Below are 26,126 nucleotides of genomic sequence, written 5' to 3'. Positions count from 1 at the left end.
GTTATGGCGTGGCGTTACGGCTTGGTGTTATGGCTTGGCCAAGCGAAACGGGATCGAGGTCAGCTGCCCGCCTCGATTGACCTGCACTGCAAAATGCAGATGCGGCGCGGTGCTGTAACCGGTATTGCCAGACAGGCCGATGCGCTGGCCGGTTTCGACCGGCTGGCCCTGCCGCACCAGCGCGCCGTGTTCGGCCAGATGCGCGTACACCGCCATGCTGCCGTCGGCGTGCAAGATGCGGATGAAATTGGCGCGGCCGGCATCGTGCGCAGCATCCAAGCCATGCCCGTGAAACTGGGTTTGCACTTGCATCACGATGCCAGCGCGCGCGGCCAGTACCGGGGTGCCGATGGGGACTGCAAAATCCAGCGCGTAGCGATTTTCCACATCCTGATGGCTGAACTGGCCTTCAAACCCTTGCTCGATGGGGGCATCGGCCTGCGCCAGTGGGCGTAGGTACAACACATCTTTTGGACGCGCGTTGGAGCTGCCGGGGGTTGCCGTCAAACGCAGCGCCAGCGTGCCGCCGTGGCCGGCTGGGGTGGGCAAAAATGCCAACAGACTGCTGTCTTCGGCGGCCACGCTTGCGCGTGCGGGTAATGCAGGTTGGCTGGGGGGGGGCGGTTGCGCCGTGCTATCCAGGCGCACTTCAATCGGCCCGGGCAGCAAATTGTCGGCCCACGCAACGTAGCCGCCGCTGCTGGCTTGCAAGCGCAGATGCGCAATCGCGTCGGTGTGGATGGACGGGGTTGACGAAGATTGCGCGGCCGTGCTGCGGGCCACAGCAAGTGCGCACACGCCGACAATACTCAGGGTTAAGAGTGACCGCATGCCGACAGTATGCCCAAGCGCGACCATAATATTTTGTTATTTGAATCGCTTCATCCGGATTAAGCGATTGACATAACGAAAGGGAATGCCCACACTGCGTGCATCCATCAAGACCGGCGGAGGGACAGGCCCTTTGATGCCGGGGCAACCAGACGGCGTGCGCAAGCACGTTGGCGAGGTGCCAAATCCTGCGGGGACCTGTGCGTCTGCCGGAAGATGGTTGCGACCCCGCGCTGCGCGGCTCGCGACGCCGACTTGTCGGTCTTCTTCCAGCACCCCCGCACGACGCTGATGGGCCGCCCATCTCCGGAGTCTTGCCGTGCCTCTTGCCGTGCCTCTTGCCGAACGTCGCCCCAGCCCCAGCCCGTGTTTGCCAGCGGCCGCGCAGACGCTGCCCGCGTTACCGCAAGTGGCGTGCGCGGTCAGTCGTGGCAGTATCGATGCAGTGCTACCCACTCGCTATGCCGGCACCCGCAAACTGCGCCTGAACTTTGAGCTGGTGGGGCCGGCGGATGCGCCGGTGGTGCTGGTGGCCGGCGGGATTTCGGCGCATCGGCACGTGGCTGCCAATGCACACAATACCGATGCCGGTTGGGCGCAGGGTTTGTTGGATGCCGGCCGCACGCTGGACCCGTCGGCGCTGCGCGTGCTGGCGTTCGACTACGTGGGGGCCGATGGCAGCATCGACGCACCCATCGACACCACCGACCAAGCCGATGCGGTGGCGCTGCTGCTGGATGCCTTGGGTATCGATGTGCTGGCGGGCTATGTGGGCTATTCCTATGGTGCCTTGGTGGGTTTGCAATTGGCGGTGCGGCACCCGCAGCGCTTGCGCAAATTGGTGGCAGTCAGTGGCGTGCATCGCCCGCACCCGTATGCGGCGGCGTGGCGTGCGCTGCAACGCAAGGCGGTGGCGCTGGGCCGCCTGCAATGCGCCGATGAACAAGGGCTGTCGCTGGCGCGGCAGTTTGCGATGTTGAGCTACCGCACCCCGGAAGAGTTTGCTGAGCGCTTTGATGCACCGCCGGAAGTCTGCAACGGGCAGGTGCGGGTGGCCGCCGAAGATTATCTGGATGCCGCCGGGGCCAAATTTGTGGCGCGGGTGTCGGCTACCGCGTGGTTGCGGTTGTCCGAATCCATCGACCTGCATCGCGTGGATCCGGCGCAGGTGGGCGTGCCGGTGTCGGTGATCGCGGTGGAAGGCGATCGGTTGGTGCCGATGGACGATGCGGTGGCCTTGATCGAAGGTTTGAATGGGCGCGGACGGTTGCGCGTGCTGCGTTCGCCGTATGGCCACGACGCCTTTTTGAAAGAAACCGACCGCATCGATGCGCTGTTGGCCAGTGAATTATTTGCCGGCAAACCGCCGGTGAGCCCCACCACCATTTCTGGAGTCAGCGCATGAGCCATGACCACAACGCCACTGCACGCCGCGCGGTGACCCGCGCGGTGCGCGCCGGCATCGACCGTGACACCGCATTTGGTGCGGTGACCCCGCCGATCGTGTTGTCGTCCACCTTCAGTTTTGCCGGCTTCAACCAAAAGCGCAGCTACGACTACACGCGCTGCGGCAACCCCACCCGTGACCTGCTGGGCGAGGCCTTGGCCGATCTGGAAGGCGGCGCGGGGGGCGTGATCACCGCCACCGGCATGGGCGCGGTGACCTTGCTGCTGCACGCACTGGTGCAACCGGGCGATGTGCTGGTGGTGCCGCACGATTGCTATGGCGGCAGTTGGCGGCTGTTTAATGCGTTGGCCAACAAAGGGGCCTTCGAGCTGGTTACCGTCAACCTGACCGACCCGCAGGCGCTGGCCGCAGCCTTGGCCCGGCAGCCCAAATTGGTGTGGGTGGAAACCCCATCCAACCCCTTGCTGCGGATCACGGATTTGCGTTGGGTGATTGATGCCGCGCACGCGGCGGGTGCGCTGGTGGTGGCCGACAACACCTTTTTGTCACCGGCGCTGCAACGCCCGATTGCTGATTTTGCTGCTGATTTTGTGCTGCATTCCACCACCAAATACATCAATGGCCATAGCGATGTGGTGGGCGGCGCGGTGGTGGCCAAAGACGCCGAGCAGCACCAACAACTGCTGTGGTGGGCCAATTGTCTGGGCCTGACCGGTTCGCCATTTGACAGCTTTTTGACCTTGCGCGGGCTGCGCACATTGGACGCGCGGCTGCGTGTGCATCAAGAAAATACCGCCGCATTGGTGGCGCTGCTGGACGGGCATCCGCAGGTGCGCGCCCTGCACTACCCGGGGCTGGCGTCGCATCCGGGGCATGCCTTGGCGGCGCGCCAGCAACATGGGTTTGGCGCGATGCTGAGCATGGAATTAAACGGCGGCGAAGCGGCGGTGCGTGCGTTTGTCGAAGGCCTGCGCTATTTCACCTTGGCCGAATCTTTAGGCGGGGTGGAAAGTCTGGTGGCGCACCCCGCCACGATGACCCACGCGGCGATGAGCGCAGATGCGCGCGCGCAGGCGGGCATCACTGATGGCTTGCTGCGGTTCTCGGTGGGGATCGAACATGCCGAGGATTTATGCGCCGACGTGGTGGCCGGGTTGGCGCGTGTCGATGCGCTGGGTGGCGGCCACCGGCAAGGCGTGCGATGAGCGCAAAACTGACAACGCTGCGCGGCCACGAGCGCGCGCCCGCACGGGTGGCCCTGTTGGGCACCGGCACGGTGGGCAGCGCCGTGTGGGCGCGGCTATCGCGCTGGCAGGGCACGCCGCTGGGGGAGCGGTTGCGTTTGGTGCACGCGGCCAATTCGCGCTATGCGCTGGGCAACCCGGCAGGACTGCCTAGCGCTGCCAGCGAGTTGTTGTTTCAGCATGCACCGCAGGCCAGCACATTGGATGCGGTGGATGTGGCCTTGGCCGGCGACGGCGTGCGCATCGTGCTGGATGCCACCGCATCGGAACACGTGGCTGACCGGCACGTGCATTGGCTGGCGCGGGGCATCCATGTCATCACTGCATGCAAGCTGGGGCAGGGCACCGCGCTGGCACGCTGGCATGCCATCCAAGCGGCACAGCAAGCCGGCAATACCGCGTATGGCGATAGCGCCACGGTGGGTGCTGGCCTGCCAGTGCTGAGTTCGCTGCGCGCGCTACAGGCCGGCGGTGACCGCATCCACGCTATCGCCGGGGTGTTGTCGGGGTCGTTGGCATGGTTGTTCAATCACTACGATGGGATGCAGCCGTTTTCGGGGTTTGTGCGGCAGGCGCGCGACGCCGGCTATACCGAGCCTGACCCACGCGAAGATCTCTCGGGCGAAGACGTGCGCCGCAAACTGCTGATCTTGGCGCGAGCCTCGGGCTATTTGCTGGAAGCCGAATCGGTGCAGGTGGAATCACTGGTGTCCGATGCTTTAGCGGCGTTGTCACGCGAGGATGTGGATGCCGCCCTGCCCGCACTGGATGCACCGATACGCGAGCGCTATGCCACGGCCTACAAGCGTGGCGAAAAATTGCGCTTTGTGGCCCGCATGCAGGCCGGCGGGCTGGCCACGGTGGGACTGGAGGCGTTGCCCGCCGAGCATGCCTTGGTAGGGGGCGGTGCTACCGATAACCGGGTCGCGGTTTGGTCGGACCGCTATCACCAGCAGCCGCTAGTGATTCAGGGGCCGGGTGCCGGGGCCGAGGTGACCGCTGCGGCGCTGCTGGATGATGCCTTGTGGATTCAGGCGGGCGCCACTGCAGGCGCAGTATTGCCGGGGCGGGCGAAGAACGCCTCGATGGGCAGCGGCGACTGAAACCAATAACCCTGCGCGTAATCCACCCGTAACGTGCGCAGCGATGCCAGTTGCGCTTCGTTTTCGACGTGCTCGGCTACCGCGCGCATGCCCAGCAGATGGGCGATCTCGGTGATCGAGCGCACGATGGCTTCGGAGAGTTCGGACTGGTCCAGATCACGCACAAAACTGCCGTCGATTTTCAGATAGTCCACCTGTAAGTCGCGCAGGTAGCCGAACGAGCAAAACCCGGTGCCAAAGTCATCCAGTGCAAAGCGGCAGCCCATGTCGCGCATGCGTTGGATAAAGCGGCGGGTGCGCCCTAGGTCGCGCACGACGCTGGTTTCGGTGATTTCCAAACACAATTGCTCTGGGCGCAGGTTGCTGCGCTGCAAACGGTTGGCGAAATAGTCGCCAAACTCGTCGTCGGCCAAGGTGGCTGCACCCAAGTTGAGATTGCATTGGCGGATCAGTGGTAGCGCTTGCGGGTTGGCTTCTAGCCAGTTCAGCACCGCGCTCAGCACATAGCGATCCAAGCGCGGCCCCAGCCGGTAGCGTTCGGCGGCGGCAATCAAATTGGCCGGCGGCCGCAACTGCCCTTCGCCATCGCGCCAGCGCAGTAAAATTTCGAAATGCGCACGATCATCGCTGGATGCGCGCAGGTCGATGATCGGTTGGCACCAGAGTTCAAAACGCCGCTGGTCGAGTGCTTCGCGGGCATCGATGGCGCTTTGCATTTGCCGGCTACGTGAATGCAGGGCGCCTGCGTTCAGGCCTGCCACCAATAAACGATTTCCGCCCAATTCTTTGGCTTCATGGCAGGTGGCATCCACCTGCGACAGTAATTCGTCGAAGCTGGCATGCGGTACATCGCTGGTGACAACCCCAATGCTGGCGGTAGTGCGCAGGTTGCTGCCTTGCCATGCCACCCGCATATCGTCGATGGCACTCAGCAGTCGCCGGCCTGGCACGGTGATGGCGGCGGTGGTTTGCTCAGCCAGGACGGTGAATTCATCGCCACCGCCATGCGCCAGTAGCGCGTTTGTGCCGGCAAACTCTTCACGCAGCAGTGCCGCAACATGCCGCAGCATTTCATCGCCGGCGGCGTGGCTGGCGGCATCGTTGATCAGTTTGAAGTTGTCCAGATCGACATACAGCAGGCTCAGCGGTTGTTGACTGCGGGCCAGCAGGGCGCGGGCCTGTTCTTCGAATGCATCGCGGTTCAACAACCCGGTCAGGCTATCGCGGGTGGCGCGCAGATGCAGTGCCACCATCACCACGTGGCGTTCGTGAAAAGATGCAGCCAGCAAGATGGGAACCGTGGAGATCACCACCAAGGTGGCCATCAACATGCTGGTATCGGCCAAGGTTTCCGGGCGAGGGAAGCCATTTAGGCCCAGTCCCAGAGTCATGGCCAGCACAAAGGTGCTCAAGGTGGTCGCCACCGACGTGAACACTGGCGAAAACCGAATTGCCGACCACAGCAGGAGCACCACCGGCACGATCACCCCCGACAAGGGGTACATGCCGCCTCGACTGACAATTGGAATGATGGCCAGCAGGCCCAGCAGCATCAATACAGCCCAACTGGCATATTCGCGGTGGCAGATCGCATAGTCGACTGGATGCAGTTTGCGCAATTGCTTGCGGGTGAGCAGCAACATCACACTGGGGGTCATCACGGTGATGCCCAGCAAATCACCCAGTGCCCATTGCAGATAGACGCGGAGGAATTCTTGCGGCGGCACCATATGGGCCACCAGCATGCCGGTGCTGCCAATGCCGGCGCTTATCAGGCACAGTAATACGCCACCGCGTAGCAGCAGCAAGCCATCTTCGGTACGCAGGTGCAGCGGTTTGCTGCGGGTATGCACATACATGCAGGCCAGTACCGTGGCGATGGCATTGCTGCTGATCGAAAACGGCACGAAGGCCCACGGCGCCGGCACCAATAATAGATGCAACAAGCATTGGGCAATGACGATGGCGAAGGCGTGGCGTAGGCCGAAGTGCAGCACCATCGCATAGGCAATGCCGGCAGCAGGCCAGAACAAGGTGACATCGGCGGGCGTGCGCAAAAACAAGATGGTGACTGCGGCCCCGCCAAAATACAGCGCGGTCAGCAGAATCATGCGTGAGGCCGTGGCCAGTGCGCCGTGCATGACTTAGCCCGCGCCTGCTAGTGGTGCAGCCGCTGGCAAGCACCTGGCGCACGGGTGAACGACCGTGGCGTGTGGTGTGGCGGGACGGGTGCAGGTGCTTAGCCGAATGATCGTCTCCCCGAGTCCTGCGCAGTTTTCAGACTACCTTAAAAAACTAGACGCAAAACCCGGGTGAAGCCGGCCTGTGAGCAAAGCGGCGACCTCAGCACTCGATGACGTTGACCGCCAGCCCGCCTCGGCTGGTTTCTTTGTACTTGTCTTGCATGTCGCGGCCGGTGTCGCGCATGGTCTTGATGACTTTATCCAGACTGACTTTGTGCTGGCCATCACCACGCAGCGCCATGCGGCTGGCATTGATCGCTTTCACCGAGCCCATCGCATTGCGTTCGATGCACGGGATCTGCACCAACCCGCCAATCGGGTCGCAGGTCAACCCCAGGTTGTGTTCCATGCCGATCTCGGCGGCGTTTTCAATTTGCCCCAAGCTGCCGCCTAGCGCTGCGGTCAGGCCGGCGGCGGCCATCGAACACGCCACCCCCACCTCGCCCTGGCAGCCGACTTCGGCACCGGAAATGCTGGCGTTTTCTTTGTACAAAATGCCCACCGCCGCCGCGGTCAACAAGTAGGTGAAGATGCCGGCCTCGCGCGCGGCGGCATCTTTTTCGCTGGCACAAAAGCGTTCGTAATAGTGCGCCACCGAGGGCAAAATGCCGGCTGCGCCATTGGTGGGCGCGGTCACCACGCGGCCACCGGCGGCGTTTTCTTCGTTGACCGCCAGCGCATACAAGTTGACCCAGTCCAACACGGTCAATGGGTCGCGCATCGCTGCTTCCGGGCGGGTGGCCAGTTCGTGGTGCAGCGCCGGCGCACGCCGCACGACATGCAGGCCGCCAGGCAGCGTGCCATCGGCGCGAATGCCACGCGCCACGCAGGCTTGCATCGCCTGCCAGATCTCGCGCAGGCCGGCATGGATGGCGTCTTCGCTGCGCCAAACTTTTTCGTTTTCCAGCATCAACTGGGCAATCGTTAGGCCACTGCGCTGGCACTGCGCCAGCAACTCGTTGCCACTGGCAAACGGGTACGGCAACGGTGTGGTGTCGGCCACGATGCGGTCTTCGGCGGCCTCATCTTGATTGACCACAAAGCCGCCCCCCACCGAGTAATAGTCGCGGGTGGCGATTTCGTTGCCATCAACATCAAACGCAGAAAAGCGCATGCCATTGGTGTGAAAGGGTAATTTTTGGCGCTTATTCATCACCAGGTCGCGTTTTTCGTCGAAGGCGATCTCGCGGTTGCCCAGTAGGCGAATTTTCTTTTCTTTGCGAATGCGTTCCAGTGCGGCGGGAATGATGTCGGGGTCGATTTCGTTGGGCCAGTGGCCCTCCAAGCCCATCAGCACGGCTTTGTCGGTGCCGTGGCCGCGCCCGGTCAAAGCCAGCGAGCCAAACACTTCGGCGCGGATGCGGGTGGTGCGTTCCAGCGCGTGATTTTCGGCCAGCCAATGGCTGACAAAACGCGCGGCAGCGCGCATCGGCCCCACCGTATGCGAGGAGCTGGGGCCAATGCCAATTTTGTAGAGGTCGAAGGTGGAGACGGCCATGGGGGGCTGCCGGTGTGGGGGAACGCTATTCTAGGCAGACTGCGCATGCATTGCGGATACCCGATATGGACTTGATCTTGTTTCAGCGCGACAACTGCCATCTTTGCGACCTTGCGCTGGCGGTGCTGGCTGCGGCGCAGGTGCCCGACTTCGAGTCGGTTTTCATCGATGACGATGCGGTACTGGAAGCACGCTATGGCCTGCGGGTGCCGGTATTGCACGCTGTGGGTAGCGGGCGTGAGTTGGATTGGCCGTTTGATGCCGATGCCGTGCAGGCGTGGTTGCCACCGCTGGTTACGGGCTAGGTTTGAACACCACCCGCGTACTTACCGCAATTGCATTCGGGATCAATTGGGTATCGGCCCATTGCCCGCCGCCGACGTTGAAATCCAAGCGCTGTACCGTGGCACGGCCAAACAACACAGGGTTGGTGCCCGGTGTCCATTCGAAGGTCAAGGTGATGGGTTTGTTGACGCCGTGCAGGTGCAACATGCCGTCGGCGGCGTAGCGGTTGCCACCTAGCGCGCGGAACTTGGTGGCCGTGAACTGCGCGCGCGGAAACGTTGCCGAATCAAAAAAACCCGCACCACGCAACGCATCGTCATAACTTGCATTGCGGGTGGTAGCGGTGGCCAGTGGAATATCGACGGCAAGTGTTGCCTTGGCCAATTGCTGCGGGTCAAAACGCAGGCGTGCGCTAAACCCCGGAAAGTTGCCGCTGAAGGTGACCCCCTGGTATTTGCCGGCAAACGCCAACGTGGAGCCGGCGGCTTGCACGTAGTCGGCGGCCAGTGCGGGGAGCGACAACGACAGCAATAACAATGTCATCAGGGTCTTACGCATCGGGATGCTCCGTTGGTGGCGCCAACCAGCCGCGCGGCAACATCCGCGCCAGCGTGGCATCGCCTGTAAACACGTGGTGCTGTATGGCCGCTGCAGCATGTACCAGCACCAGCACAGCAAGTGTCCAGAACAACACTTCATGCGTCTGCACAGCCAATGCGTGCAAGGCGTCGTTTTGGCCACTGAGTGGCGGAAGATTGAATACGCCAAACCATTGCAACGGAAACCCCGCCGCCGAGTTGAGCAGCCAGCCACTGAGCGGCATGGCCAGCAGCAAGGCGTACAAAGCCAAATGGGTAAAATGCGCAATACGCGCCTGCCAAGCGGGGGTGCTGCGCAAATCGGCAGGGCTGCCTGCGTACAGCCGCCAGCCAATGCGCAGCAGCACCAGCGCTAGGAGGGTCAGGCCCAAGGATTTGTGGGTGGCGTAGGTCGCAATTTTATCTGGCCCGTTGGGCATATTGCCCATGCGCAGGCCGATCCATGCCAGCGTCAACAACAACGCCAGCGTGAGCCAATGCAAGAGTTGGCTGATGGCACCCCATGCGGTGGTGGTGTTTTTAATCGGCATCAAGGGGTCTTTGTGTTGGAAACGGGCGCGGCCAACGGCGTACTGGATGCCGGTGCGTCCGGTACAGGTGCCGCATCCTCGCCATTTTGACGATACAACTCGGCTTCGATCCGCAGTGCGACGGTGTCACCGACCACGGACTGCCAATGGGTCATGCCAAACTCGCTGCGTTTGAGTGTGGCGGTGGCCGAAAACCCTAACGTTTGTCGAAACGGTGGCATGGGGTGACGCGCGACGCGGTTCAAGGTCAGCGCCATGCACAACGGCCGGGTGACCCCGTGCAAGGTCAGCGCACCACAGGCGCGACCGTGCTGGTCGTCTTCGCGGCTGAGCTGCTCCAGCACCAGCCGTGCTTGCGGATATTTGCGGGTATCCAAAAAATGCGGTGCCAAGACCGAGGCGGTCCAGCCAGAGTCGCCCATGTCCAGCCGCTGCATGGGCAGGGTGACATCCATGCGCGTGTCCTGCCAATGATCGACATCGAAATACAGCTGGCCTTGCGCACCAGACACGGTGCCGATTGCCTGGGTAAACCCAGCATGGTCGATGCTAAACATCACCCGCGTGTGGACGGGATCAAAGACATAGCGTTGCGGTTTGTCCGCGCACAGCGCCGTGCTGGCTGGGATGAGCAGCAAGGCAAGGAGCCCGTGGCGTGATGAAAGCGACATGCCGGGATTCTATGCGCAGTGGTGCTATCTCGTGTGCTTGCATCTGCAACGAAGCGTTGCCAGCATCTACGTTGGGGAGGGGACATGACACGATTCTGGCTGACAGTACTGTTGGGCCTATTGGGCATCTGCGCATATGCCGCGGTGCCCGAGCGCCCGCGGTTTCGCATCATTGGTGCCAGTCAGGGCTTGCCTTCGACCGATATCAAGGCGCTGGCGCGTGACCGCGATGGTTATCTCTGGGTCGGCACCGCCGATGGGCTGGCGCGCCACGATGGCGTGGGGATGCGGGTTTGGCGACATGACCCAGAGCTTGCCGATGGCCTGCCCGGTAACAATGTGCAAGCGCTGTTGGTGGATGCTGAAGATCGCATCTGGGTGGCGGTGGAAGGGGAGGGTGTCAGCGTGCTGGATGCCAACCGCCAGCACTTCACCCGCTATCGCAAGGCCAGCCACCCGGCATTGGAAAGTGATGATGTGTGGGCGATGGCCAAGCAAGGCCACGCGGTGTGGCTGGGCACGTTTGGGGGTGGCCTGACCCGCATCGATGGCGCGGGCGGCCAGCGCCATTTCAGCAAAGCCAAGGATGGCCTGCCATCCGACACCGTGCTGTCACTGGCGGAGGATGCGCAGGGGGGCTTGTGGGTGGGCACCACGGCCGGCTTGGCGCATTTGCGCGGGGACACGTTTGAGCGTGTGGCCCTGCCGGATGCCGAAGGTGCGGCGATGATCTATGCGCTATCCGCCCAGGCCGATGGGCTGTGGGTGGGTAGCTCGCAGGGCATTTGGCGGCAAGTGGCTGGGCAGTGGACGCAGCCGGCGTGGTCGCCGATGTTTCAACGGCCCAATGCGATGCTGGCCATCGTCACCGGCGCAGAAGGCGAGCACTGGTTGGGTAGCCAACGCGGCTTGTGGCATCAACAAGGCAATGCACCGCCGGTGCCGGTACCGATGGGGGGGCCGGATATTGCGCGTGCCATCGGCAGCTTGCTGCTAGAACACGGGCAGGCGTTGTGGGCACCGGTGCAAGGCCGTGGTTTGGGCTATTTGCGTGCGGATTGGCGGCAGCAAGTGCAATTTCAGGGGGTGGAAGACGGCCTGCATGGCGCGATGTACCGCGCCTTGGGCCAGGCCGGCGATGGCGGTATCTGGCTGGGCGGCATGGGTGGCATGGTGGAACACATGGATACGCAAGGCCGTATCGCGATGCTCGATCCCCAATCACTGGAGCAATTGCGCAGCGTCAAACCGGTGGTCATTGCCGAGGACCTGCAACGCCGTCTGTGGATTGGGCATGCCGGTGGGATCATCCGTATCAGCCGCGATGGCGGGGTGGAGCGCTGGGCCGCAGACGCCGCACGCGACCCGGTACCGTCGGGGCGCATCGCGTGGTTGTTGCATGCCCCCGATGGCAGCCAGTGGCTGGCCGCACCGGGGGGCGGCGTGCAACAGCGCGACCCGACATCCGCACACATCTTGCGCGACCTGCCAGCAGGCCCAGCCAGCGGGTTGGGAGATGCTGATATCGAAAGCATGGTGCTGGCCCCCGATGGGCAACCGTGGATCGCCGGCAGCACCGGCGTGTTGCGGTTTGATGCCGGCAGTGGCCGCTTTCAAACCGTGGCCGAAATGGGCAGCGAGCGCGTGTTTGCATTGGCCTTTGATGGTGCGGCCACAGTGTGGCTGCAACGGCTGTCAGGGCTAGAGCAATACCAGCGCAGTGCGACGGGGTGGCGGCGCAGTGCGCGCATCGACACCCGCCACGGGATGCCCGCAGTGGCCGCCGCCGCGTTATTGGTGGATAGCCAGCATCGGCCATGGATCACCACCTCACGCGGGCTCTACCGCTGGGATCCGCAACGTCGCAATTTGCGCCACGTGGGGATGCAGGATGAAGCCAGCAGCGAGGAGTTTCTGGAACGCGCCGCATTGCTACGTGCCGACGGCGTGTTGGTGGCGGCCACCGCCGATGGCGGCCTGCGCTTGGTGGACACCACCTTGGAGGATGCCGCGCCGGCGCAACCGACATTGCGGTTTGATGGCCTTGCGGTGCGTCGTAGCGGCGACTGGCAGGACGCGCCCGCACAGCGCCGATTGCAGTTGACGACGCAAGACCGCGAGGTGCGCATTCGTGCACGCCTGCTGGTGTTTGATGACCCATCCGGCAACCGGTACTGGTCGCATTTGGATGGATTTGATCGTGGCTGGGTGGCCTTGGGCAACAGCGGCGAGCGGGTGTTCACGGGCTTGGCGCCGGGGCATTACACGGTGCGCATGCGCGCGCAGGATGCGGCCGGCAATGCCGCGCGGGAACAAATCTTGCGCTTTGACGTGCCGCCGCCGTGGTGGCGCAGTGCCTGGGCACAGGTGAGTTACGCGGTGCTGCTGTTGGCTTTGCTGGGTGTCCTAGCCTGGGGCTATCGCGCCCGTTTGAAACGCCGGCACGCATGGCAGCTTGCCGAGCACAAGCGCGAAGTGGCGGAGCAGGCATCGGAGGCAAAATCTCGCTTTTTGGCCACCTTGGGCCATGAGGTGCGCACCCCCATGACCGGGGTGTTGGGGATGAGTGAGCTGTTGCAAGCCAGCGCACTGGACACGCGCCAACGCAGCCAAGTGGATGCCATCCGGCGCGCCGGCGAGCACCTGTTGCGCTTGGTCAATGACGCACTGGATTTGGCCCGCATCGAAGCCGGGAAATTGCAGTTATCGAATGCCGATTTCGCGCTGCGCCCTCTGCTGGACGAAGTGGCAGGGTTGATGGCCCCGGTGGCTGAGCGCAAGGGGCTGGCATTTGTCGATGGCCTTGCGCCCAGCGCACCGCTGGTAGTGCATGGTGACCGCACCCGCGTGCAACAAATCCTGCTGAATTTGATTGGCAACGCGGTGAAATTTACCGAGACCGGCCACGTCAGTTTGGAGACCTTTGCCCTGCATCCACACGGGGTGCGCTTCGTGGTGACCGATACCGGGCCGGGGTTGAATGATGAGCAAAAGACCCGGCTGTTTCGGCGTTTCGAGCAGGCGGAAGGCGCGCGCACCACCTCGCGCTATGGTGGCAGCGGCTTGGGGCTGGCGATCAGTCAGGAGTTGGCGGCGGCCATGGGTGGCCGCATCACGGTGGACAGCGCGCCGGGCAAAGGCACTCGCTTTATCGTCGAATTGCCCTTGCCGCAGCCGCAAACTGCCGCCGTGGCACCAACGGCCGCGCAGCGCATGGCAATGCCGCATGCGCTGGCGCTACTCTTGGTCGAAGACGACCCGATTGTGGCGGAGGTGATGCAAGGGTTGTTGTGCGCGCAGGGGCATACCGTGGTGCATGCCGCGCACGGTTTGGCGGCGTTGGGCGAAACCACCCGGCACTCCTTCGATGCGGCCTTGCTGGATCTTGATCTGCCGGGGATGGATGGCTTGACGCTGGCCAAGGTGATGCGCAGTCGCGGCTTCAATGCGCCGTTGTTGGCGGTCACCGCACGTTCTGATGCCGACGCCGAGACCCACGCGCGCGCAGCAGGATTTGCTGGCTTTTTGCGCAAGCCAGTGACTGGGGAATTGTTGGCACAGGCATTGCAGGCATTGTTGCCGCAGGCAGCACCCGGATGAGGCATCACCCGGGTGCTGGGTGGGGCTTCAACGCGCGCTGTAGGTGTGAACTTCGTCCACCAAAGCCGCCACATGGTCGGGGTGCATGTCCGGCGACATGCCGTGCCCCAGATTGAATACATGCCCCTCGCGGCTACCGCCGTTGCCATCGCGATAGCTATCCAACACCGTGCGCACTTGCGCGCGCAGCGCAGCGGGGCTGCCGTACAACATCGCCGGATCCAAATTGCCCTGCAAGGCCACCTTGCCCTGTGTGCGCCGTGCCGCATCGTGCATGGTGACGGTCCAGTCCACGCCCACGCCTTCTGCGCCGCTGGCAGCCAGTGCTTCCAGATGCGCGGCATTGCCCTTGCCAAACAGGATCAGCGGGGCATCTGCACGCTTGAGCTCACGGGTGATGCGGGTCAGGTACGGCAGCGAAAATTCTTGATACATCGCCGGCGACAGCGTGCCGCCCCAGGTGTCGAACACTTGCAGCACCTGCGCGCCTGCGGCGTGCTGCGCTGCCAGATACGCAATGACGGCATCGGTAATCACATGCAACAGCTTGTGCATCGCTGCCGGCTCATTCAAGGCCAGCGCCTTGACCTTGCCCCATTCCTTGCTGCCGCCACCTTCCACCATGTAACAAGCCAAGGTCCATGGGCTGCCGGAAAAACCAATCAGCGGCACCTTGGGGTCCAGTTCGCGGCGGATCAACGTCACTGCATCCATCACATAGCGCAACGCGCTGCCCATATCGGGCACCGCCAGTTTTTCGATGTCGGCAACCTGGCGCAGCGGGCGTTCGAACTTGGGGCCCTCGCCTTCGACAAAATACAAACCCAGCCCCATGGCATCGGGCACGGTGAGAATGTCGGAGAACAAAATTGCTGCGTCCAGCGGAAACCGGCGCAGCGGCTGCAAGGTCACCTCGCAGGCCAGCTCGGGGGTTTTGGCCATCTTCAAAAAACTGCCCGCAGCGGCGCGGGTAGCGCGATATTCCGGCAAGTAGCGGCCGGCTTGGCGCATCAGCCATACCGGCGTGGCATCCACCGGTTCACGCCGCAGTGCGCGCAGGAAGCGGCTTTGGAACACCGGGTCATGTTGCAACGTCATGTACTACTCCAGAATTGGCGATCAGCAATCAGCGCGGCGCATCCGCGCCTTGCGCAAACATCAATTGAAACCCTTTTTTCAGTTGCGCATCGCGCTCTTTTTCCAGCGCCAACAAGGCGCTGTCGTGGTCGGCAAACAAGCTTTTGCGCAATGTGCTGCGGCCACCAGTGTGGCCACTTTCACGCAGCAGCGTCCAGCCCCCCAACAGGTCGGGTTGCAGTTGCAGTTGGACGAAGCGCGGTGCTTCGCGGCCGTCGGGACGTTGTTGCAGCAAGAGGCGCATGGGTGAATTGTATCGGACTGCCTGCGCGCCTTGGGTTGCGCAAGGTGCGGGGCGGCCTCCGCGCTGGGCTACACTGCCGGCCGTCGCCGATGGCAGGAGCGGGTGGATGATCGAAGTCGAAGGCTTGTGCAAGCGTTACGGCGAGTTCACCGCAGTCGATGGGTTGTCCTTTCAGGTTGCGGCCGGTCAGATCATGGGCTTGGTGGGCCCCAATGGGGCCGGTAAGACCACCACCCTGCGTTGTTTGGCCGGCATCATCCCGGCCAGCTTGGGACAGGTGCGCATCGGTGGGATGGACATCGCCACCGACCCGGTTGCCGCCAAGCGCCAATTGGCATTTATCCCCGACGAGCCACGGTTGTTTGAGCACCTGACGGTGGAGCAGCACCTCAATTTTGTCGCGCGCTTGTATGCCGTGGCCGATTGGCGCGAACGCGGCACGGCATTGCTGGACGAATTGGAAATGGCCGACAAACGCCAGCTCTTGCCATCTGAATTATCGCGCGGGATGAAACAAAAATTGGCCATCGCCTGCGGCTTGCTGCACGCCCCGCGCGCGGTGATTTTGGACGAGCCACTGACCGGGCTGGACCCGTATGGCATCCGCCGCATGAAAAACAGCATGCGCCGGCTGGCGGCCGATGGCGTGGCGATCATCCTTAGCTCGCACTTGCTGGATTTGGTCGAGGAGGTCTGCACCCATCTGCTGATTTTGAAAGAAGGGCGCAAGTTGGCCGATGGCTCGGTGGCCGAGGTGCGCGCGCACTATGCGGCCGATGGTGATGCCAGTTTGGAAGACGTGTTCTTTCGCGCCACCGGTGAGGCCGAGGATCTGCGCGCATGAGTGTGACAGCGGCGTCGCCTCGGTTTGCAACGGTGGCCGCTGCGTTTTTTTATCTGCAAGTCACCTCGCTGTACAACAATCTGCGCCGCCGCTTGCTGCGCCTACGCCAGCCCAAATATTTGTTGGGTGCGCTGGCCGGTGCTGCGTACATGTATGCCTTCGTGTTTCGGCATATGTTGGGCAATGGCAGGCAGGCGCAGGTGGCCCTGCAAGCAGTGCCATCGGCGTTGCTTGGCGACTTGCCGGCGTTAGCAGCGCTAGTGCTGCTATTAATTTTGTGGCTGGATTGGCTGTTTGCCGGCGAGGGTGTGGAACTGGGGTTTTCCGAAACCGAAATCGCATTTTTGTTTCCGGCACCACTGACCCGCAAGGCGTTGATTCAGTACAGCCTGCTGCGTTCGCAATTGGCGATCTTTTTTTCCTCCTTCCTGCTGGGCCTGCTGCTGCGGCGTGGCGCGGCATTTGGCGGGCATCCACTGCAATACGCCACCGGGCTATGGCTGCTGTTGTCGATGGGGCGGTTGCACCTGCTGGCCGCAGCCTTCACCCGCGAACGGCTGTGCAACGCGGGTCTGCATGCGTGGCCACGGCGCGGTCTGGTGGTGGTGTTGGGGCTGTTGCTGGCGCTGGTCTGCCTGTGGCCCATCCGCGCGCAATTGTCGCTACCGCCGCTGGCGTCTTGGGCGGACATCCGCGTGTTGCACGGGTGGTTTCAGGGCATCGTGACCAGTCCCCCGTTGGCGTGGTTACTGTTGCCGCTGCAATGGGCGGTGGCCCCCATCTTCGCCCACGACGGCGCAAGTTTTTTGCGCGCACTGCCGCCGGCCTTGGGTTTATTGGTGCTGCACTATGTGTGGGCGGTGCGGGTGCAGGTGTCGTTTGAAGAAGCCACGATCGCGCATGCCCGCCGGCAAGCCTTGCGGCAAACGGCACGCCGCGAAGGCCGTCTGCGCGAACGTGCGCCCAGCAAACCACGCAGCGCACCGTTTGCACTGGCCGCCAGTGGGTTTCCCGCGGTGGCATTTTTGTGGAAAGGGTTGTTGGCGCTGGGGCCGCTGTATCGTCTGCGTGTTTGGCTGGTGGCGTGTGTGTTGGCGTTTGTGGGGGTGCAATGGGTGGCAGCGCAACCCTGGGCAAAGCCGGCGCTGCTGGCCATGGGGGGCGGGTTTTTGATGATCGGCGGCTGGGGGCTGTTGTTTGGGCCGATGTTCATGCAGCGCAGCGTGCAGCGATTACTGGAGTATCTGGACATCCTCAAAGCCACGCCCTTGGGTGGCAAGCAGATTGCCTTGGGCGAACTGCTGACCCCGGTCACCTTGATGACGTTCCTGCTGTGGCTGCTGCTGTGGATCAGTGCCTTGTGCTTTGTGATGGCCGGCGGTCGCGGGGCGTTTACCCCCGGCTTGATCGTGGCGATAGCACTGGGGGGCGCGCTGTTGGTGCCGCCGCTATGCGCTTTGATGTTGTGCCTGCCCTTTGCCGGCACGTTGTACTTCCCCGCGTGGGTGGCACCGGGCAAAGGCGGAAGTCGCGGCGTGGAAGTGATGGGCCAGCGGATGATCTTTATGGCCGGCTATTTGCTGACCTTGGTGGTGGCGCTAGTGCCAGCGGCATTGCTGGCCGGGTTGCTGTTCTTGTTGCTGAATTGGCTGCTGGGGCCGTTGCCCGCCGTGCTGGGGGCCGCGTTGTGTGCTTGCGCCGTATTGGGGCTGGAATTGAACGCGGCATTAGGCATGTTGGGGCGAAGGATTGATGCCTTCGATGTGTCGCAGGAATTGCGCTGAATGCCGCAGCAAAAAACGGAAGGGCGGGGCTTACCAACCCGCCGCGCCCTGTTCTTCGACTTGACTGAATGACGAATGCGCGCCGCTGGAATCATTTGCCACGCCGGTTGCAAAGTACGCTACCCCAGTCCCGGCGGCACGGTCGATCCATATTCCCGACAATAAGCCGTAGGCATTACCGCTATGGCCCATGCGCGGGCGACCATCGCCAAACAGATCGTCGCGGCAGGCCTTGCCATCACCGTGCGCCAGGTGTTGCACGGCCAGCCCATAGGCGCAGAAAAACCCGCCCCGGTTGGGCTCGTCTTCTTCGCCAATCACGCCGTTGTGGCCGTCGTATTGCCACACCGGTGTGGCCAGCAGCGCCACTGACGTCGGTTGCAGAATGCGCACGCCGTCCAGCGTGCCGTCGTTCAACAGCATGCGGCCAATACGCGCCAGATCACGCGCGGAAATGCGCAGCCCACCCTGCGGCGAAAACAGGGTGCCGTTTTTACCCGGCGCCCAACGCGACAGGTCGCAACTGCCGTCGGCGGCGGCAATCACCATGCAGTTCGGGCGTTTGCCATGCAGGTCGTCTTTCTGTGGCTTGCCGGCGTCGTCATACAGCACCACTGCGCGTGAGATGGCGGCATCACTACAGCCGGACCAGTTGTAGCAGGCATCCAGCTTCAGCGGGAACAACACCAGCCGCCGCAACAAGCGATCAAACCGTTCGCCGCTGGCGGCCTCCATCATCTGCGCCACCAGCGGGAAATTGAGATTGGTGTAACGGAAATAGGTGCCCGGCGCGTGCTGGCTGTCCCAAGCCTCGGGTTTGCCGGTGATGCTGCGGATGTCTTGACCCAGCGGCACATTCCAGTAGCCGGCGCTATCGGTCAGGCTGGACGTATGCGACAGCAACATGCGCAAGGTGATGGGCGTATCCGGAAACGCCGGGTTGCGCAGCGGCATTCCCAGGACTGTGCCTGCGTCGGCGTCCAGCGACAGCTTGCCGGCTTCGATCAAACGCAACACGCCCAAGGTGGTGACCAACTTGCTGATCGAGGCAATCCGCGCCGGGTCGTTGGCAGTCAGTGCGCGCTGCGTGCCGACATCGGCCAGCCCCTCGGCTTGGACATGGGTTTCGCCTTGACGGTCGAAGCTGACCCGCACCCGCGCTGTGGGGCCCGCGGCATACACACAGCCTGCGGTCATCAGTAAGGCAATGCTGACCATACGCAGCAACGGGATGCGTGACGTGGGCATTAGATGCGCTCCGAAAATACGCGGGGAAAGGCGATGTGGGCAGATTAACTGAACGCCAGCCATCCAAATGCCAGGGCATGACTTCCTGCCTATGTGAATTAGTTTTTTGGTGTACTACATTACCAGCACACCAAGACAGGAGCGATTCATGTTCACCTTCAAAGCCCCCCGCAACCCCAACCGCCCCGAACGCCGTCAGGCACCCCGCAGTTTGGACGATCGTGGCTTCGAGCCGCGTCAGCGCGAGCGCGAATTTGGTATCGGCTACGGCCGCAGCAGTGGCTATGTGCGCAGCCCCAGCTACGTGCCGGTGCAGGCCGGGATGTTCCGCTGCCGTTGAGCAATTGCGTGTTGCTGCCCGGTCATGGCGCAGGTGCCGCACGCGCGCCGCCCAGTGACCGGGCCAGGAAGTCCAGCAGGCTGGTGTAGTAGGCACGCCGGTGTTCTTGCGTGTAGTAGCCGTGGCCTTCACTGTCAAAATACAGCGTTTGCACGGACTGACCCGCATCCAGCAACGCCTTGGCCATGTGCTTGCTGTGTTGGATGGGTGCAATCGCGTCGGCACCGCCGGCCGCCAGAAAAACCGGCACCTTGATGCGCGCGGCCAAATTGACCGGCGAGACCGCTGCCAGCGCGCTGCGTGCGCCCATCCAATCATTCAACCAGTTACGCCGCGAGCGGTTGGCGGCGGCGTCTTTGCGATGCAGGGCTTCTAGGTCGTACACGCCCACATAACCGGCCGCGCAGCGGTACAGCGTGGGCTCTTTTGCCGCCCCCATCAGCGCCGCATAGCCACCGTAACTGGCGCCGTAAATGCAGATGCGCGTGGGGTCGGCAATGCCTTGTGCGATGGCCCAGCGGGTGGCATCGGTCAGGTCGTCTTGCATGGTGCCGCCCCATTGCTGCGCACCCGCGCGCTGAAAGTCGGTCCCGTAATTGCCCGAGCCGCGAAAATTGATGCGCAGCACTCCAATTACAGTTGTGCACTCACATTTGCTTGAACAAACTCATAAACGGCAGGCTGACCAGCAGGGTTTCCGGGCGCTGTTTCAAACGCACCACGCCGCGCCCGCTGTCATCCCGCGAAACCCCCGCGATGGCCTTCAAGTTGACGATTGTGGAGCGGTGAATTTGCTTGAAATGGGTGGTATCCAAACGTGGCAGTAGCTCGCGCAAGGAGCTACGCAGCAGGGCTTCGCCCTCGGCGGTGACTACGGTGGTGTATTTGTGATCGGCGCGAAAATACGCCACATCATCAATCAGGATCAATTTTGTTTCGCGGCCGGCGCTAGCGGTCAACCAGGTGAGGGGCTCCACGCCGTCGGCGGGTTTGGGCAATGCATTGAGGTTCTTTAGCGTGCCCAGCAGGTGGGCCAACGCGGTCGCATCGGGGAGGGCATCGGGCAGGGTATGGCGGGCTTGCAAACGGGCGACTGTGGCCTCTAGCCGCGCCGGTTGCACCGGTTTGAGCAGGTAGTCGATGGCTCCGCGTTCGAAAGCGTCGATGGCGTATTGGTCATACGCGGTGACGAATACGATTTGCGTGCGCGGGCTGGTATCGGCGGCGGCGGTGGCCACTTCCAGCCCGGTCAGGCCGGGCATACGGATGTCGAGAAAGGCGACATCCGGCTGGTGCTCGGCCAGTGCTTCTACCGCACTGGCACCATCCTCGCATTCGGCCACGATGCGCAGCGCCGGCCACGCGCGGTGCAGCGCTTCCACCAAGGCCTGCCGCAGCAGGGCTTCGTCCTCGGCCACGATGCAGGTACTTGCCTCAGCCATGCGGGCGGTCTCCGGTGGTGACAACAGCGGGCACGGTGGGAACCGTGAGTGTGGCCGCCACCCCCGCCGGAAAATTGGCCACCACCGCCAGATTGGCCGTGCCGTTGTAGCGCAGGCGCAGACGTTCACGCACATTGACCAAACCAATGCCGGTGCCATGGGTCTTGCTGGTGAAGCCCTCGCCATTGTCGGCCACGGTGATGGCGATGGCATCGCCATCTTGGCGGGCGCGAATCCACACCGTGCCGCCACCAGTGCGCGGCTCCAATCCGTGCTTGATCGCGTTTTCCACCAAGGTTTGCAACATCATCGCCGGCAATGGCGTGCTGCGCAGCGTCTCGGGCACGTCCACTTGCACGTCCAGCCGCTCACCCATGCGAATTTTGAGAATTTCCAGATAGGCCAGCGCGCGTTCCAGTTCGGCACCCAGGCTGGACATTTCACCGTCCACATTAGGCAGCGAGCGCCGCAGATATTGGATCAAATGCCCCAGCATGGTTTCGGCACGCAGCGGGTCGCTACGGGTCAGCAGTTGCGCGCTGGCCAAGGTGTTGTACAAAAAATGCGGCTCCACTTGCGCGTGCAGCAAGTTCAATTTGGCTTCGGTCAATTCTTTTTGCGCGGCGGTCTGCGCGGCGCTGGCCTGTTCGCTACGGCGGCGCGCACCGATGCGGCGGGTAATCGCACGCGCAATGGCCTCGGCATTCTCAAAATTGGTGCCGTCATCGACCAAAAACCAGTCACTCCACGCCGGGCTTTCGGGTTCGCAAATCAGAACGATGCGGCCGCTGTCGCTGGCCGGCGTCACCGTAGCCAATAACTGATTGCTGGCCGGGGCAAACCACAGCAACGGGTTCCAGCGTCGTAGCAGCGGCTCGCCATACGTGCGCGGGCGCGCCACTTTGGCGTTGATCTGCAAACTGTCGCGGGTTGCTTGCACCTGTGCGATGCCGGGCAACTCGCGGATCGCGGCATCCAACAAATCAAAGCTTTCACCGGCCTCGAATGGCACCTCGATCTGGCGCTTTTGGCGGTTGGCCAGCGCATCGCCATCGCTGCGTCCTGTCAGCAACCGCACCCGGTGCAGATGCGAGAACGCTCCAGTAATCACCAGCGCCATCGTGGCAAACGAAAACACGACCGCCGGCAGCTCAAAATCTCCGATCAGCGGCAGACTGCTGTACATCGAGACGACGAAGGTCACCGCCAAACCCCAAACGATGGCGATCCGCAGGACGAAAAAAAGCTGTTGGAAGAATGAGCGGATCATGCGGGTCGCTGCGTGTGGTGTTGCAGGCACGATAGTGCCGCATTCCGCGCAGGAAAGCGGTTTGCGACGAAGCCGGGTCTGAGGGGGATGAAGCAGGATGTTGCAGGGGTTTCGGCCTCTGAAGGCGTGGCGTTGTCCTTGCAATTATCCAGCGCGGCGCGCGGCCATCAGACCGCCCCCACCCGCATGCGCACCGCTTGCATGTCGCGGACCGGGCGCACTTCAATGCTGCCAAAACGCGCCCACGGGAACTGCTGGAATGACGGATGATGCTGGTTGCCGTGGCAAGCGGCATTCGCGTGGGCAAATTTATTTTCGTGGTGCTGTCGATCCAGCACTCTCCCATTCGTTGTACCGAATGAGGACGGGGCAATGCAGACTTGCCTGGGCCGCTGATGATGTTCCCGCAACAACCACACACCCACTTGGAGTGATGCAAATGAAACTGACCCCGTACCTGATGTTTTTCAACGGCGACTGCCGCGAAGCGTTCGATTTCTATGCCGGCGCGCTGGGCGGCCAAATCATCCTGCGGGTGACCTATGGCGACATGCCGACCGATCCCAGCCAGCCGCCATTGCCAGAGGAAGCGAAATCACAGCTTGCCCATGTCAACCTGCTGGTAGGTGAGGCTTCGATCATGGGCGGTGATTCGATTATGGGCTGCGGCGGCTCCGAAAAAATCGACGGTCGCAATGACACCACGGTCAATATCGAAGTCGATACCGTTGAAGAAGCCGAGCGCGTTTTTGCGGCCATGTCGGCAGGTGGGAAAGTGCAGATGCCACTAATGGAAACCGCATGGTCGCAGCGCTTTGGCATGTTCACCGATCGCTACGGTAAGCCGTGGATGGTCAATTGCAATAAGCCCATGCTGTAATGCGATCCGCCGCCCACAGGACATCATCATGGCTCGTAATTTCTATGTCACCCTGCCAGTTAAGGACTTGAAACGCAGCATCGATTTCTTCGAGGAGCTCGGCTTTTCGTTCAACCCGCAATTCACCAGCGAAAATGGCGTTGCTTTGGTTATCAATGACAACACCAGCGTGATGTTGGTGGCCGAGTCGTTTTTTTCCACCCTGTCCAAGGTGCCGATCACCGATCCGCGCAAGGCTACCGAGGCGCTGTTCTCGCTGTCGATGGATAGTCGTACAGAGGTGGACGCGATGGTGCGCAAGGCGATCGCAGCCGGCGCAACGGAAGGCCACGCCCCGGAAGATCTCGGTTTCATGTACTCCTGGGCCTTCGTCGACCTCGATGGCCACCAGTGGGGCGTGTTCCACATGGATATGGCGCAGCTGCCACAGCAGTAGCAGTAGGGCTTGCGCAAGAAGATGGGTGATGGTGTCATCGGCGGCATGCCCCCCGATGACACCCATCGCCGTCTTGATGCCTTGTGGCGGATGGAATCACCAAAGTTGCTTGCGCGCTTGCTGCGTATCACCGGCAACCTCGACACTGCCGAAGAATTGGCGCAGGACGTGTTGGTCACCGCGTTGGAACACTGGCCGCGCGAAGGCGTACCCGACAAGCCAGCGGCATGACTGATGACCACCGCCAAACGCCGCGCCATTGACCACCTGCGCCAACGCCCGTCATCGAACTCAATCGTGCGGTGGCGGTGAGCCGAGCACAGGGTGCGCAAGCAGCCTTGCCATTGGTCGATGCGCTACTGGCGGCATCCACCCTGCAAGGGTATGCGCCCTTGCACGCGGTGCACGGCGATGTGCTGGAGCAGTTGGGTCACCGCGATGCGGCGCATGCTGCATTTCTGCGCGCGATCAAGCACACCCGCAATGCGCATGAGCGCGCGGTACTGCTGGCGCGCGCGGATGCCTGTCTGCGTGCTTGAAACACCACAGCCACCCGAAGGTGGCTGCGATGGACGATGGCGCGGTGCTGTCAGCGTGCCGCAGTGCGATTGAAGTCGCGGCGTAGCCAGCTGTCGATCATGCGCTTTTCATAACGCAGTGGATCGGTGTCATTGAATGGCGGTGAGTTGATCATGAAGCCAAGATCGGTGAGTTTGCGCTCACCCTCAGCCACCACTGCGCCACTGGCATCCAATTCGCGAAACTTCACCGTCATCCGTGGCGGGTAAATATCACGGATCATGCGGATATTCTGGCGATCCACACCCAGCCAAGGCTCATAGCGCCCAGCGCGTTGGATATCGACGATGGTCAATTCCAAAGTGTTGCCGGGCGGGAGTTGCTTGTCGGCCTGTTTTCGCATGTATTGGGCCAGCTGAATCAGCCAATCGCCTTGTGCGGCTTCCACCCGATTACCGCTGGCCTTGAGTTCAGTAAAGCCAGCGGGATCCGCCCACGTCACGCTGACCGGGCCAGCACTGGGCAATGCACGGGGTGCGTTTTTATCCAGCAAGCTGTTGCCAGCAGCGGCGTTGCCTGCCAGTGCCAACATCAGTGCTACTGCAAGCAGTTTGGCGTTCATGTTCGCGCTCCATTGGTGAGTGCAGTCAGTGTGCCGCGTTGGATTCGCACTGGCGAGAGTGATGGTGTGATTCAGTCAGCTGCGGTTGCGTCTTCACCCACGGCGTCTTGGAACCAGGCTTCCACGTTGCCGCGCAGCTTCAGCGTCATCGGTACGCCACGGCGATCCAGTGAGCGCCCCGCCTGCACGCGGATCCAGCCTTCGCTGATGCAATATTCCTCGACATTGGTGCGTTCGCTGCCGTTGAAACGAATGCCCACGCCGCGCTCCAGCAGGCTGGCATCGTGAAACTTGCTGCGCGGGTCGTTGGATAGGCGGTCGGGGGGAGTGTTGGTATCGGTCATGGGTATGCTGCCGGTTGCAAGAAACCGACAGCATACCCGGCACGCGTGTTTCAGCCGAGTGTCAGCCGAGTTTGCGGGTAACGGCGAAGGTGGCCAAATTGCCCAAGCCAAGTGCGCCAATCAACACCGCAATCGCGCCGGGGTTGACCTCTGTCCAGCCCATCGCTTCAACAATGCCAAAGCCTGCCGCCAGTGCCAGCAAGGTCACGCCCCAGCGCAATGAAGACAGGCGGCGGTTGGCTTCATCGTTTTGCATGATTTTGGCGACCAGTTCCGGCGAGCCATTGCTGCTGACCAGTTGCTTGCGCACGCGGGCATCGACCACCGCTTTGATCGAATAAGCGATGCAGGCAAACATGGCGATGGGGACGAATAATGCGGTATCCATGGGTGACTCCTTGCGTTGGTTGGCGGCCACCGTGGCCGTTCGAAGCAAGAGATACGGCGATGGGATGCGTGGTTGCACGCGCGTGTGAAAAAACTCGAAATCAAGGTGTCCTTTATTTTTCATGCAACTTGCAACCGATCGCGCACTGGGCGTATCACCTCTGCAATGGAAGCCGACCGCGCCCTTGTTGCCGCAGTACTCGAAAACCGCCCCGGTGCGTTTGAACAACTGGTGCGCGATTACCAAGGCCTGTGCTGGCATATCATCCAGCGCTTGGTGCGGCACCCCGAGGACACCCGCGAGTTGTGCCAAGAGGCGTTCCTGCGCGTGCATCAATATTTGCACCAGTACCGTTTTGATAGCCCGCTGAAATCCTGGATTGGGCAGGTGGCGTATTCGGTGGGTAAGCGCCATCTGGAGCGCAAGCGGATCGCCTTGCTGGAGCCGGTATCGGCAGATGACGATGGCGTGTCCTTGCTCGACAACGTGGGGGATGGGTGTGACCTTGAAGCTGCGCATATGGGTGCCAGCGAGGCACGCGAATTGCATGCCGCGATCGAACGCTTATCGCCGCAGCAACGCCTGTTGTTGACGCTGTACCATCTGGAAGAGTTGT

General features: G+C 62.3%; 26 protein-coding genes, 3 pseudogenes and 1 riboswitch. Of the genes and pseudogenes, 13 read left to right on the top strand and 16 right to left on the bottom strand.

Going from position 1 to position 26,126, the window contains the following annotated elements; translation table 11 throughout:
- Positions 1-27: 27 nt before the first annotated feature.
- The gene (locus tag PK789_RS04095; RefSeq protein ID WP_324307206.1) at positions 28-831 is read right to left on the bottom strand and encodes a M23 family metallopeptidase; all 804 of its coding nucleotides are present in this window, start codon (positions 829-831) and stop codon (positions 28-30) included.
- 101 nt (positions 832-932) lie between these two features.
- Positions 933-1,054: riboswitch (SAM riboswitch) on the top strand.
- 147 nt (positions 1,055-1,201) lie between these two features.
- On the opposite strand from PK789_RS04095, the gene metX reads away from it, so the two are divergent.
- The 3 genes and pseudogenes from metX to PK789_RS04080 form a co-directional block, all read left to right on the top strand.
- Positions 1,202-2,236 carry a homoserine O-succinyltransferase MetX gene (gene metX / locus PK789_RS04090; protein ID WP_503011891.1) on the top strand — a complete coding sequence of 345 codons (1,035 nt, stop codon included), beginning with the start codon at positions 1,202-1,204 and terminating at the stop codon, positions 2,234-2,236.
- Positions 2,233-3,444: an O-succinylhomoserine (thiol)-lyase gene (locus PK789_RS04085; protein WP_324307205.1), complete on the top strand. Its 1,212-nt coding sequence runs from the start codon at positions 2,233-2,235 to the stop codon at positions 3,442-3,444. Before metX ends, PK789_RS04085 begins: the two co-directional genes overlap by 4 nt.
- Positions 3,441-4,523, top strand: a pseudogene (locus tag PK789_RS04080) (homoserine dehydrogenase family protein); the annotation flags it as partial. The gene PK789_RS04085 and the pseudogene PK789_RS04080, both read left to right, overlap by 4 nt.
- On the opposite strand, the gene PK789_RS04075 reads toward PK789_RS04080, so the two are convergent.
- Both PK789_RS04075 and PK789_RS04070 read right to left on the bottom strand, forming a co-directional pair.
- The gene (locus tag PK789_RS04075; RefSeq protein WP_324307230.1) at positions 4,514-6,697 is read right to left on the bottom strand and encodes a putative bifunctional diguanylate cyclase/phosphodiesterase; all 2,184 of its coding nucleotides are present in this window, start codon (positions 6,695-6,697) and stop codon (positions 4,514-4,516) included. The pseudogene PK789_RS04080 and the gene PK789_RS04075 sit on opposite strands and share 10 nt — an antisense overlap.
- Before the next feature lie 232 nt (positions 6,698-6,929).
- Positions 6,930-8,327: an L-serine ammonia-lyase gene (locus PK789_RS04070; protein ID WP_324307203.1), complete on the bottom strand. Its 1,398-nt coding sequence runs from the start codon at positions 8,325-8,327 to the stop codon at positions 6,930-6,932.
- A 65-nt stretch (positions 8,328-8,392) separates the two neighbouring features.
- On the opposite strand from PK789_RS04070, the gene PK789_RS04065 reads away from it, so the two are divergent.
- Complete coding sequence (locus tag PK789_RS04065) at positions 8,393-8,632, top strand: glutaredoxin family protein (protein ID WP_324307202.1); 240 nt, start codon at positions 8,393-8,395, stop codon at positions 8,630-8,632.
- Here the strand turns inward: PK789_RS04065 and PK789_RS04060 are convergent.
- From PK789_RS04060 to PK789_RS04050, 3 genes are read right to left on the bottom strand one after another with little or no spacing between them, the layout of a single operon-like run.
- The gene (locus tag PK789_RS04060; protein WP_324307200.1) at positions 8,622-9,170 is read right to left on the bottom strand and encodes a YceI family protein; all 549 of its coding nucleotides are present in this window, start codon (positions 9,168-9,170) and stop codon (positions 8,622-8,624) included. The two genes, PK789_RS04065 and PK789_RS04060, sit on opposite strands and share 11 nt — an antisense overlap.
- Positions 9,163-9,741: a cytochrome b gene (locus PK789_RS04055; protein WP_324307199.1), complete on the bottom strand. Its 579-nt coding sequence runs from the start codon at positions 9,739-9,741 to the stop codon at positions 9,163-9,165. Before PK789_RS04055 ends, PK789_RS04060 begins: the two co-directional genes overlap by 8 nt.
- Positions 9,741-10,412 carry a YceI family protein gene (locus PK789_RS04050; protein ID WP_324307198.1) on the bottom strand — a complete coding sequence of 224 codons (672 nt, stop codon included), beginning with the start codon at positions 10,410-10,412 and terminating at the stop codon, positions 9,741-9,743. The genes PK789_RS04055 and PK789_RS04050 overlap by 1 nt, the downstream gene beginning before the upstream one ends.
- 84 nt (positions 10,413-10,496) lie before the next feature.
- On the opposite strand from PK789_RS04050, the gene PK789_RS04045 reads away from it, so the two are divergent.
- Positions 10,497-14,012 (top strand): hybrid sensor histidine kinase/response regulator, encoded by a 3,516-nt coding sequence (locus PK789_RS04045; protein WP_324307196.1) that lies wholly within the window; start codon positions 10,497-10,499, stop codon positions 14,010-14,012.
- 27 nt (positions 14,013-14,039) lie between these two features.
- On the opposite strand, the gene hemE is transcribed toward PK789_RS04045, so the two are convergent.
- On the bottom strand, positions 14,040-15,110 hold the full coding sequence (gene hemE / locus PK789_RS04040) for a uroporphyrinogen decarboxylase (RefSeq protein WP_324307195.1): 1,071 nt from the start codon (positions 15,108-15,110) through the stop codon (positions 14,040-14,042).
- 28 nt (positions 15,111-15,138) lie between these two features.
- Positions 15,139-15,393 (bottom strand): WGR domain-containing protein, encoded by a 255-nt coding sequence (locus PK789_RS04035; protein ID WP_324307194.1) that lies wholly within the window; start codon positions 15,391-15,393, stop codon positions 15,139-15,141.
- Between the two features lie 106 nt (positions 15,394-15,499).
- Between PK789_RS04035 and PK789_RS04030 the strand changes: the two genes are divergently transcribed.
- Both PK789_RS04030 and PK789_RS04025 read left to right on the top strand, forming a co-directional pair.
- Positions 15,500-16,237 carry an ABC transporter ATP-binding protein gene (locus tag PK789_RS04030; protein WP_324307192.1) on the top strand — a complete coding sequence of 246 codons (738 nt, stop codon included), beginning with the start codon at positions 15,500-15,502 and terminating at the stop codon, positions 16,235-16,237.
- Positions 16,234-18,021 carry a putative ABC exporter domain-containing protein gene (locus PK789_RS04025; RefSeq protein WP_324307191.1) on the top strand — a complete coding sequence of 596 codons (1,788 nt, stop codon included), beginning with the start codon at positions 16,234-16,236 and terminating at the stop codon, positions 18,019-18,021. Before PK789_RS04030 ends, PK789_RS04025 begins: the two co-directional genes overlap by 4 nt.
- A gap of 30 nt (positions 18,022-18,051) precedes the next feature.
- Here PK789_RS04025 and PK789_RS04020 read toward each other — a convergent pair whose 3' ends face one another.
- On the bottom strand, positions 18,052-19,269 hold the full coding sequence (locus PK789_RS04020) for a serine hydrolase domain-containing protein (protein WP_324307189.1): 1,218 nt from the start codon (positions 19,267-19,269) through the stop codon (positions 18,052-18,054).
- A 148-nt stretch (positions 19,270-19,417) separates the two neighbouring features.
- Between PK789_RS04020 and PK789_RS04015 the strand changes: the two genes are divergently transcribed.
- A complete protein-coding gene (locus tag PK789_RS04015) occupies positions 19,418-19,609 on the top strand; it encodes a hypothetical protein (protein WP_324307188.1) in 192 nt (63 codons plus the stop codon).
- 22 nt (positions 19,610-19,631) lie between these two features.
- Here PK789_RS04015 and PK789_RS04010 read toward each other — a convergent pair.
- The 4 genes and pseudogenes from PK789_RS04010 to PK789_RS03995 form a co-directional block, all read right to left on the bottom strand.
- Positions 19,632-20,237: pseudogene (locus PK789_RS04010) on the bottom strand (alpha/beta hydrolase family protein); the annotation flags it as partial.
- Positions 20,238-20,256: 19 nt separating this feature from the next.
- A complete protein-coding gene (locus PK789_RS04005; RefSeq protein WP_324307187.1) occupies positions 20,257-21,051 on the bottom strand; it encodes a LytR/AlgR family response regulator transcription factor in 795 nt (264 codons plus the stop codon).
- Positions 21,044-22,321 (bottom strand): sensor histidine kinase, encoded by a 1,278-nt coding sequence (locus PK789_RS04000; RefSeq protein WP_324307185.1) that lies wholly within the window; start codon positions 22,319-22,321, stop codon positions 21,044-21,046. The genes PK789_RS04005 and PK789_RS04000 overlap by 8 nt, the downstream gene beginning before the upstream one ends.
- Before the next feature lie 167 nt (positions 22,322-22,488).
- Positions 22,489-22,578, bottom strand: a pseudogene (locus tag PK789_RS03995) (YciI family protein); the annotation flags it as partial.
- A 182-nt stretch (positions 22,579-22,760) separates the two neighbouring features.
- Here PK789_RS03995 and PK789_RS03990 point away from each other — a divergent pair.
- From PK789_RS03990 to PK789_RS03975, 4 genes are all read left to right on the top strand, one after another.
- The gene (locus tag PK789_RS03990; RefSeq protein ID WP_324307183.1) at positions 22,761-23,201 is read left to right on the top strand and encodes a VOC family protein; all 441 of its coding nucleotides are present in this window, start codon (positions 22,761-22,763) and stop codon (positions 23,199-23,201) included.
- Between the two features lie 28 nt (positions 23,202-23,229).
- Positions 23,230-23,637: a VOC family protein gene (locus PK789_RS03985; protein WP_324307181.1), complete on the top strand. Its 408-nt coding sequence runs from the start codon at positions 23,230-23,232 to the stop codon at positions 23,635-23,637.
- A gap of 9 nt (positions 23,638-23,646) precedes the next feature.
- Positions 23,647-23,868, top strand: coding sequence for a sigma factor (locus PK789_RS03980; RefSeq protein WP_324307179.1), 222 nt, complete (start codon positions 23,647-23,649; stop codon positions 23,866-23,868).
- A gap of 77 nt (positions 23,869-23,945) precedes the next feature.
- Positions 23,946-24,176, top strand: coding sequence for a hypothetical protein (locus tag PK789_RS03975; RefSeq protein ID WP_324307178.1), 231 nt, complete (start codon positions 23,946-23,948; stop codon positions 24,174-24,176).
- Between the two features lie 50 nt (positions 24,177-24,226).
- Here the strand turns inward: PK789_RS03975 and PK789_RS03970 are convergent, their stop codons facing one another.
- From PK789_RS03970 to PK789_RS03960, 3 genes are all read right to left on the bottom strand, one after another.
- Positions 24,227-24,778 (bottom strand): DUF3016 domain-containing protein, encoded by a 552-nt coding sequence (locus PK789_RS03970; RefSeq protein ID WP_324307176.1) that lies wholly within the window; start codon positions 24,776-24,778, stop codon positions 24,227-24,229.
- Positions 24,779-24,849: 71 nt separating this feature from the next.
- A complete protein-coding gene (locus PK789_RS03965; protein WP_324307174.1) occupies positions 24,850-25,122 on the bottom strand; it encodes a DUF3297 family protein in 273 nt (90 codons plus the stop codon).
- Between the two features lie 61 nt (positions 25,123-25,183).
- A complete protein-coding gene (locus PK789_RS03960) occupies positions 25,184-25,510 on the bottom strand; it encodes a hypothetical protein (protein WP_324307173.1) in 327 nt (108 codons plus the stop codon).
- Between the two features lie 165 nt (positions 25,511-25,675).
- Here PK789_RS03960 and PK789_RS03955 point away from each other — a divergent pair.
- The coding region (locus tag PK789_RS03955; protein ID WP_324307171.1) for an RNA polymerase sigma factor at positions 25,676-26,126 on the top strand (451 nt) is incomplete at its 3' end.

It is taken from the genome of Thermomonas sp. (genome assembly GCF_035369645.1).
Taxonomy (GTDB): domain Bacteria; phylum Pseudomonadota; class Gammaproteobacteria; order Xanthomonadales; family Xanthomonadaceae; genus Thermomonas.
This window is presented reverse-complemented; position numbering and strand designations above follow the sequence as displayed.

What these genes read in the sequence shown, in the direction of transcription:
- PK789_RS04085 (WP_324307205.1), top strand. Translation starts at nt 2,233, where the DNA reads ATGAGCCATGACCACAACGCCACTGCACGCCGCGCGGTGACCCGCGCG.
- PK789_RS03960 (WP_324307173.1), bottom strand. Translation starts at nt 25,510, where the DNA reads ATGGATACCGCATTATTCGTCCCCATCGCCATGTTTGCCTGCATCGCT.
- PK789_RS04045 (WP_324307196.1), top strand. Translation starts at nt 10,497, where the DNA reads ATGACACGATTCTGGCTGACAGTACTGTTGGGCCTATTGGGCATCTGC.
- PK789_RS03970 (WP_324307176.1), bottom strand. Translation starts at nt 24,778, where the DNA reads ATGAACGCCAAACTGCTTGCAGTAGCACTGATGTTGGCACTGGCAGGC.
- PK789_RS04060 (WP_324307200.1), bottom strand. Translation starts at nt 9,170, where the DNA reads ATGCGTAAGACCCTGATGACATTGTTATTGCTGTCGTTGTCGCTCCCC.
- PK789_RS03990 (WP_324307183.1), top strand. Translation starts at nt 22,761, where the DNA reads ATGAAACTGACCCCGTACCTGATGTTTTTCAACGGCGACTGCCGCGAA.
- PK789_RS03985 (WP_324307181.1), top strand. Translation starts at nt 23,230, where the DNA reads ATGGCTCGTAATTTCTATGTCACCCTGCCAGTTAAGGACTTGAAACGC.
- PK789_RS04005 (WP_324307187.1), bottom strand. Translation starts at nt 21,051, where the DNA reads ATGGCTGAGGCAAGTACCTGCATCGTGGCCGAGGACGAAGCCCTGCTG.
- PK789_RS04035 (WP_324307194.1), bottom strand. Translation starts at nt 15,393, where the DNA reads ATGCGCCTCTTGCTGCAACAACGTCCCGACGGCCGCGAAGCACCGCGC.
- PK789_RS04050 (WP_324307198.1), bottom strand. Translation starts at nt 10,412, where the DNA reads ATGTCGCTTTCATCACGCCACGGGCTCCTTGCCTTGCTGCTCATCCCA.
- PK789_RS04025 (WP_324307191.1), top strand. Translation starts at nt 16,234, where the DNA reads ATGAGTGTGACAGCGGCGTCGCCTCGGTTTGCAACGGTGGCCGCTGCG.
- PK789_RS04070 (WP_324307203.1), bottom strand. Translation starts at nt 8,327, where the DNA reads ATGGCCGTCTCCACCTTCGACCTCTACAAAATTGGCATTGGCCCCAGC.
- PK789_RS04000 (WP_324307185.1), bottom strand. Translation starts at nt 22,321, where the DNA reads ATGATCCGCTCATTCTTCCAACAGCTTTTTTTCGTCCTGCGGATCGCC.
- PK789_RS04075 (WP_324307230.1), bottom strand. Translation starts at nt 6,697, where the DNA reads ATGATTCTGCTGACCGCGCTGTATTTTGGCGGGGCCGCAGTCACCATC.
- PK789_RS04095 (WP_324307206.1), bottom strand. Translation starts at nt 831, where the DNA reads ATGCGGTCACTCTTAACCCTGAGTATTGTCGGCGTGTGCGCACTTGCT.
- PK789_RS04055 (WP_324307199.1), bottom strand. Translation starts at nt 9,741, where the DNA reads ATGCCGATTAAAAACACCACCACCGCATGGGGTGCCATCAGCCAACTC.
- PK789_RS04015 (WP_324307188.1), top strand. Translation starts at nt 19,418, where the DNA reads ATGTTCACCTTCAAAGCCCCCCGCAACCCCAACCGCCCCGAACGCCGT.
- PK789_RS04020 (WP_324307189.1), bottom strand. Translation starts at nt 19,269, where the DNA reads ATGCCCACGTCACGCATCCCGTTGCTGCGTATGGTCAGCATTGCCTTA.
- hemE (WP_324307195.1), bottom strand. Translation starts at nt 15,110, where the DNA reads ATGACGTTGCAACATGACCCGGTGTTCCAAAGCCGCTTCCTGCGCGCA.
- PK789_RS03965 (WP_324307174.1), bottom strand. Translation starts at nt 25,122, where the DNA reads ATGACCGATACCAACACTCCCCCCGACCGCCTATCCAACGACCCGCGC.
- PK789_RS04065 (WP_324307202.1), top strand. Translation starts at nt 8,393, where the DNA reads ATGGACTTGATCTTGTTTCAGCGCGACAACTGCCATCTTTGCGACCTT.
- PK789_RS04030 (WP_324307192.1), top strand. Translation starts at nt 15,500, where the DNA reads ATGATCGAAGTCGAAGGCTTGTGCAAGCGTTACGGCGAGTTCACCGCA.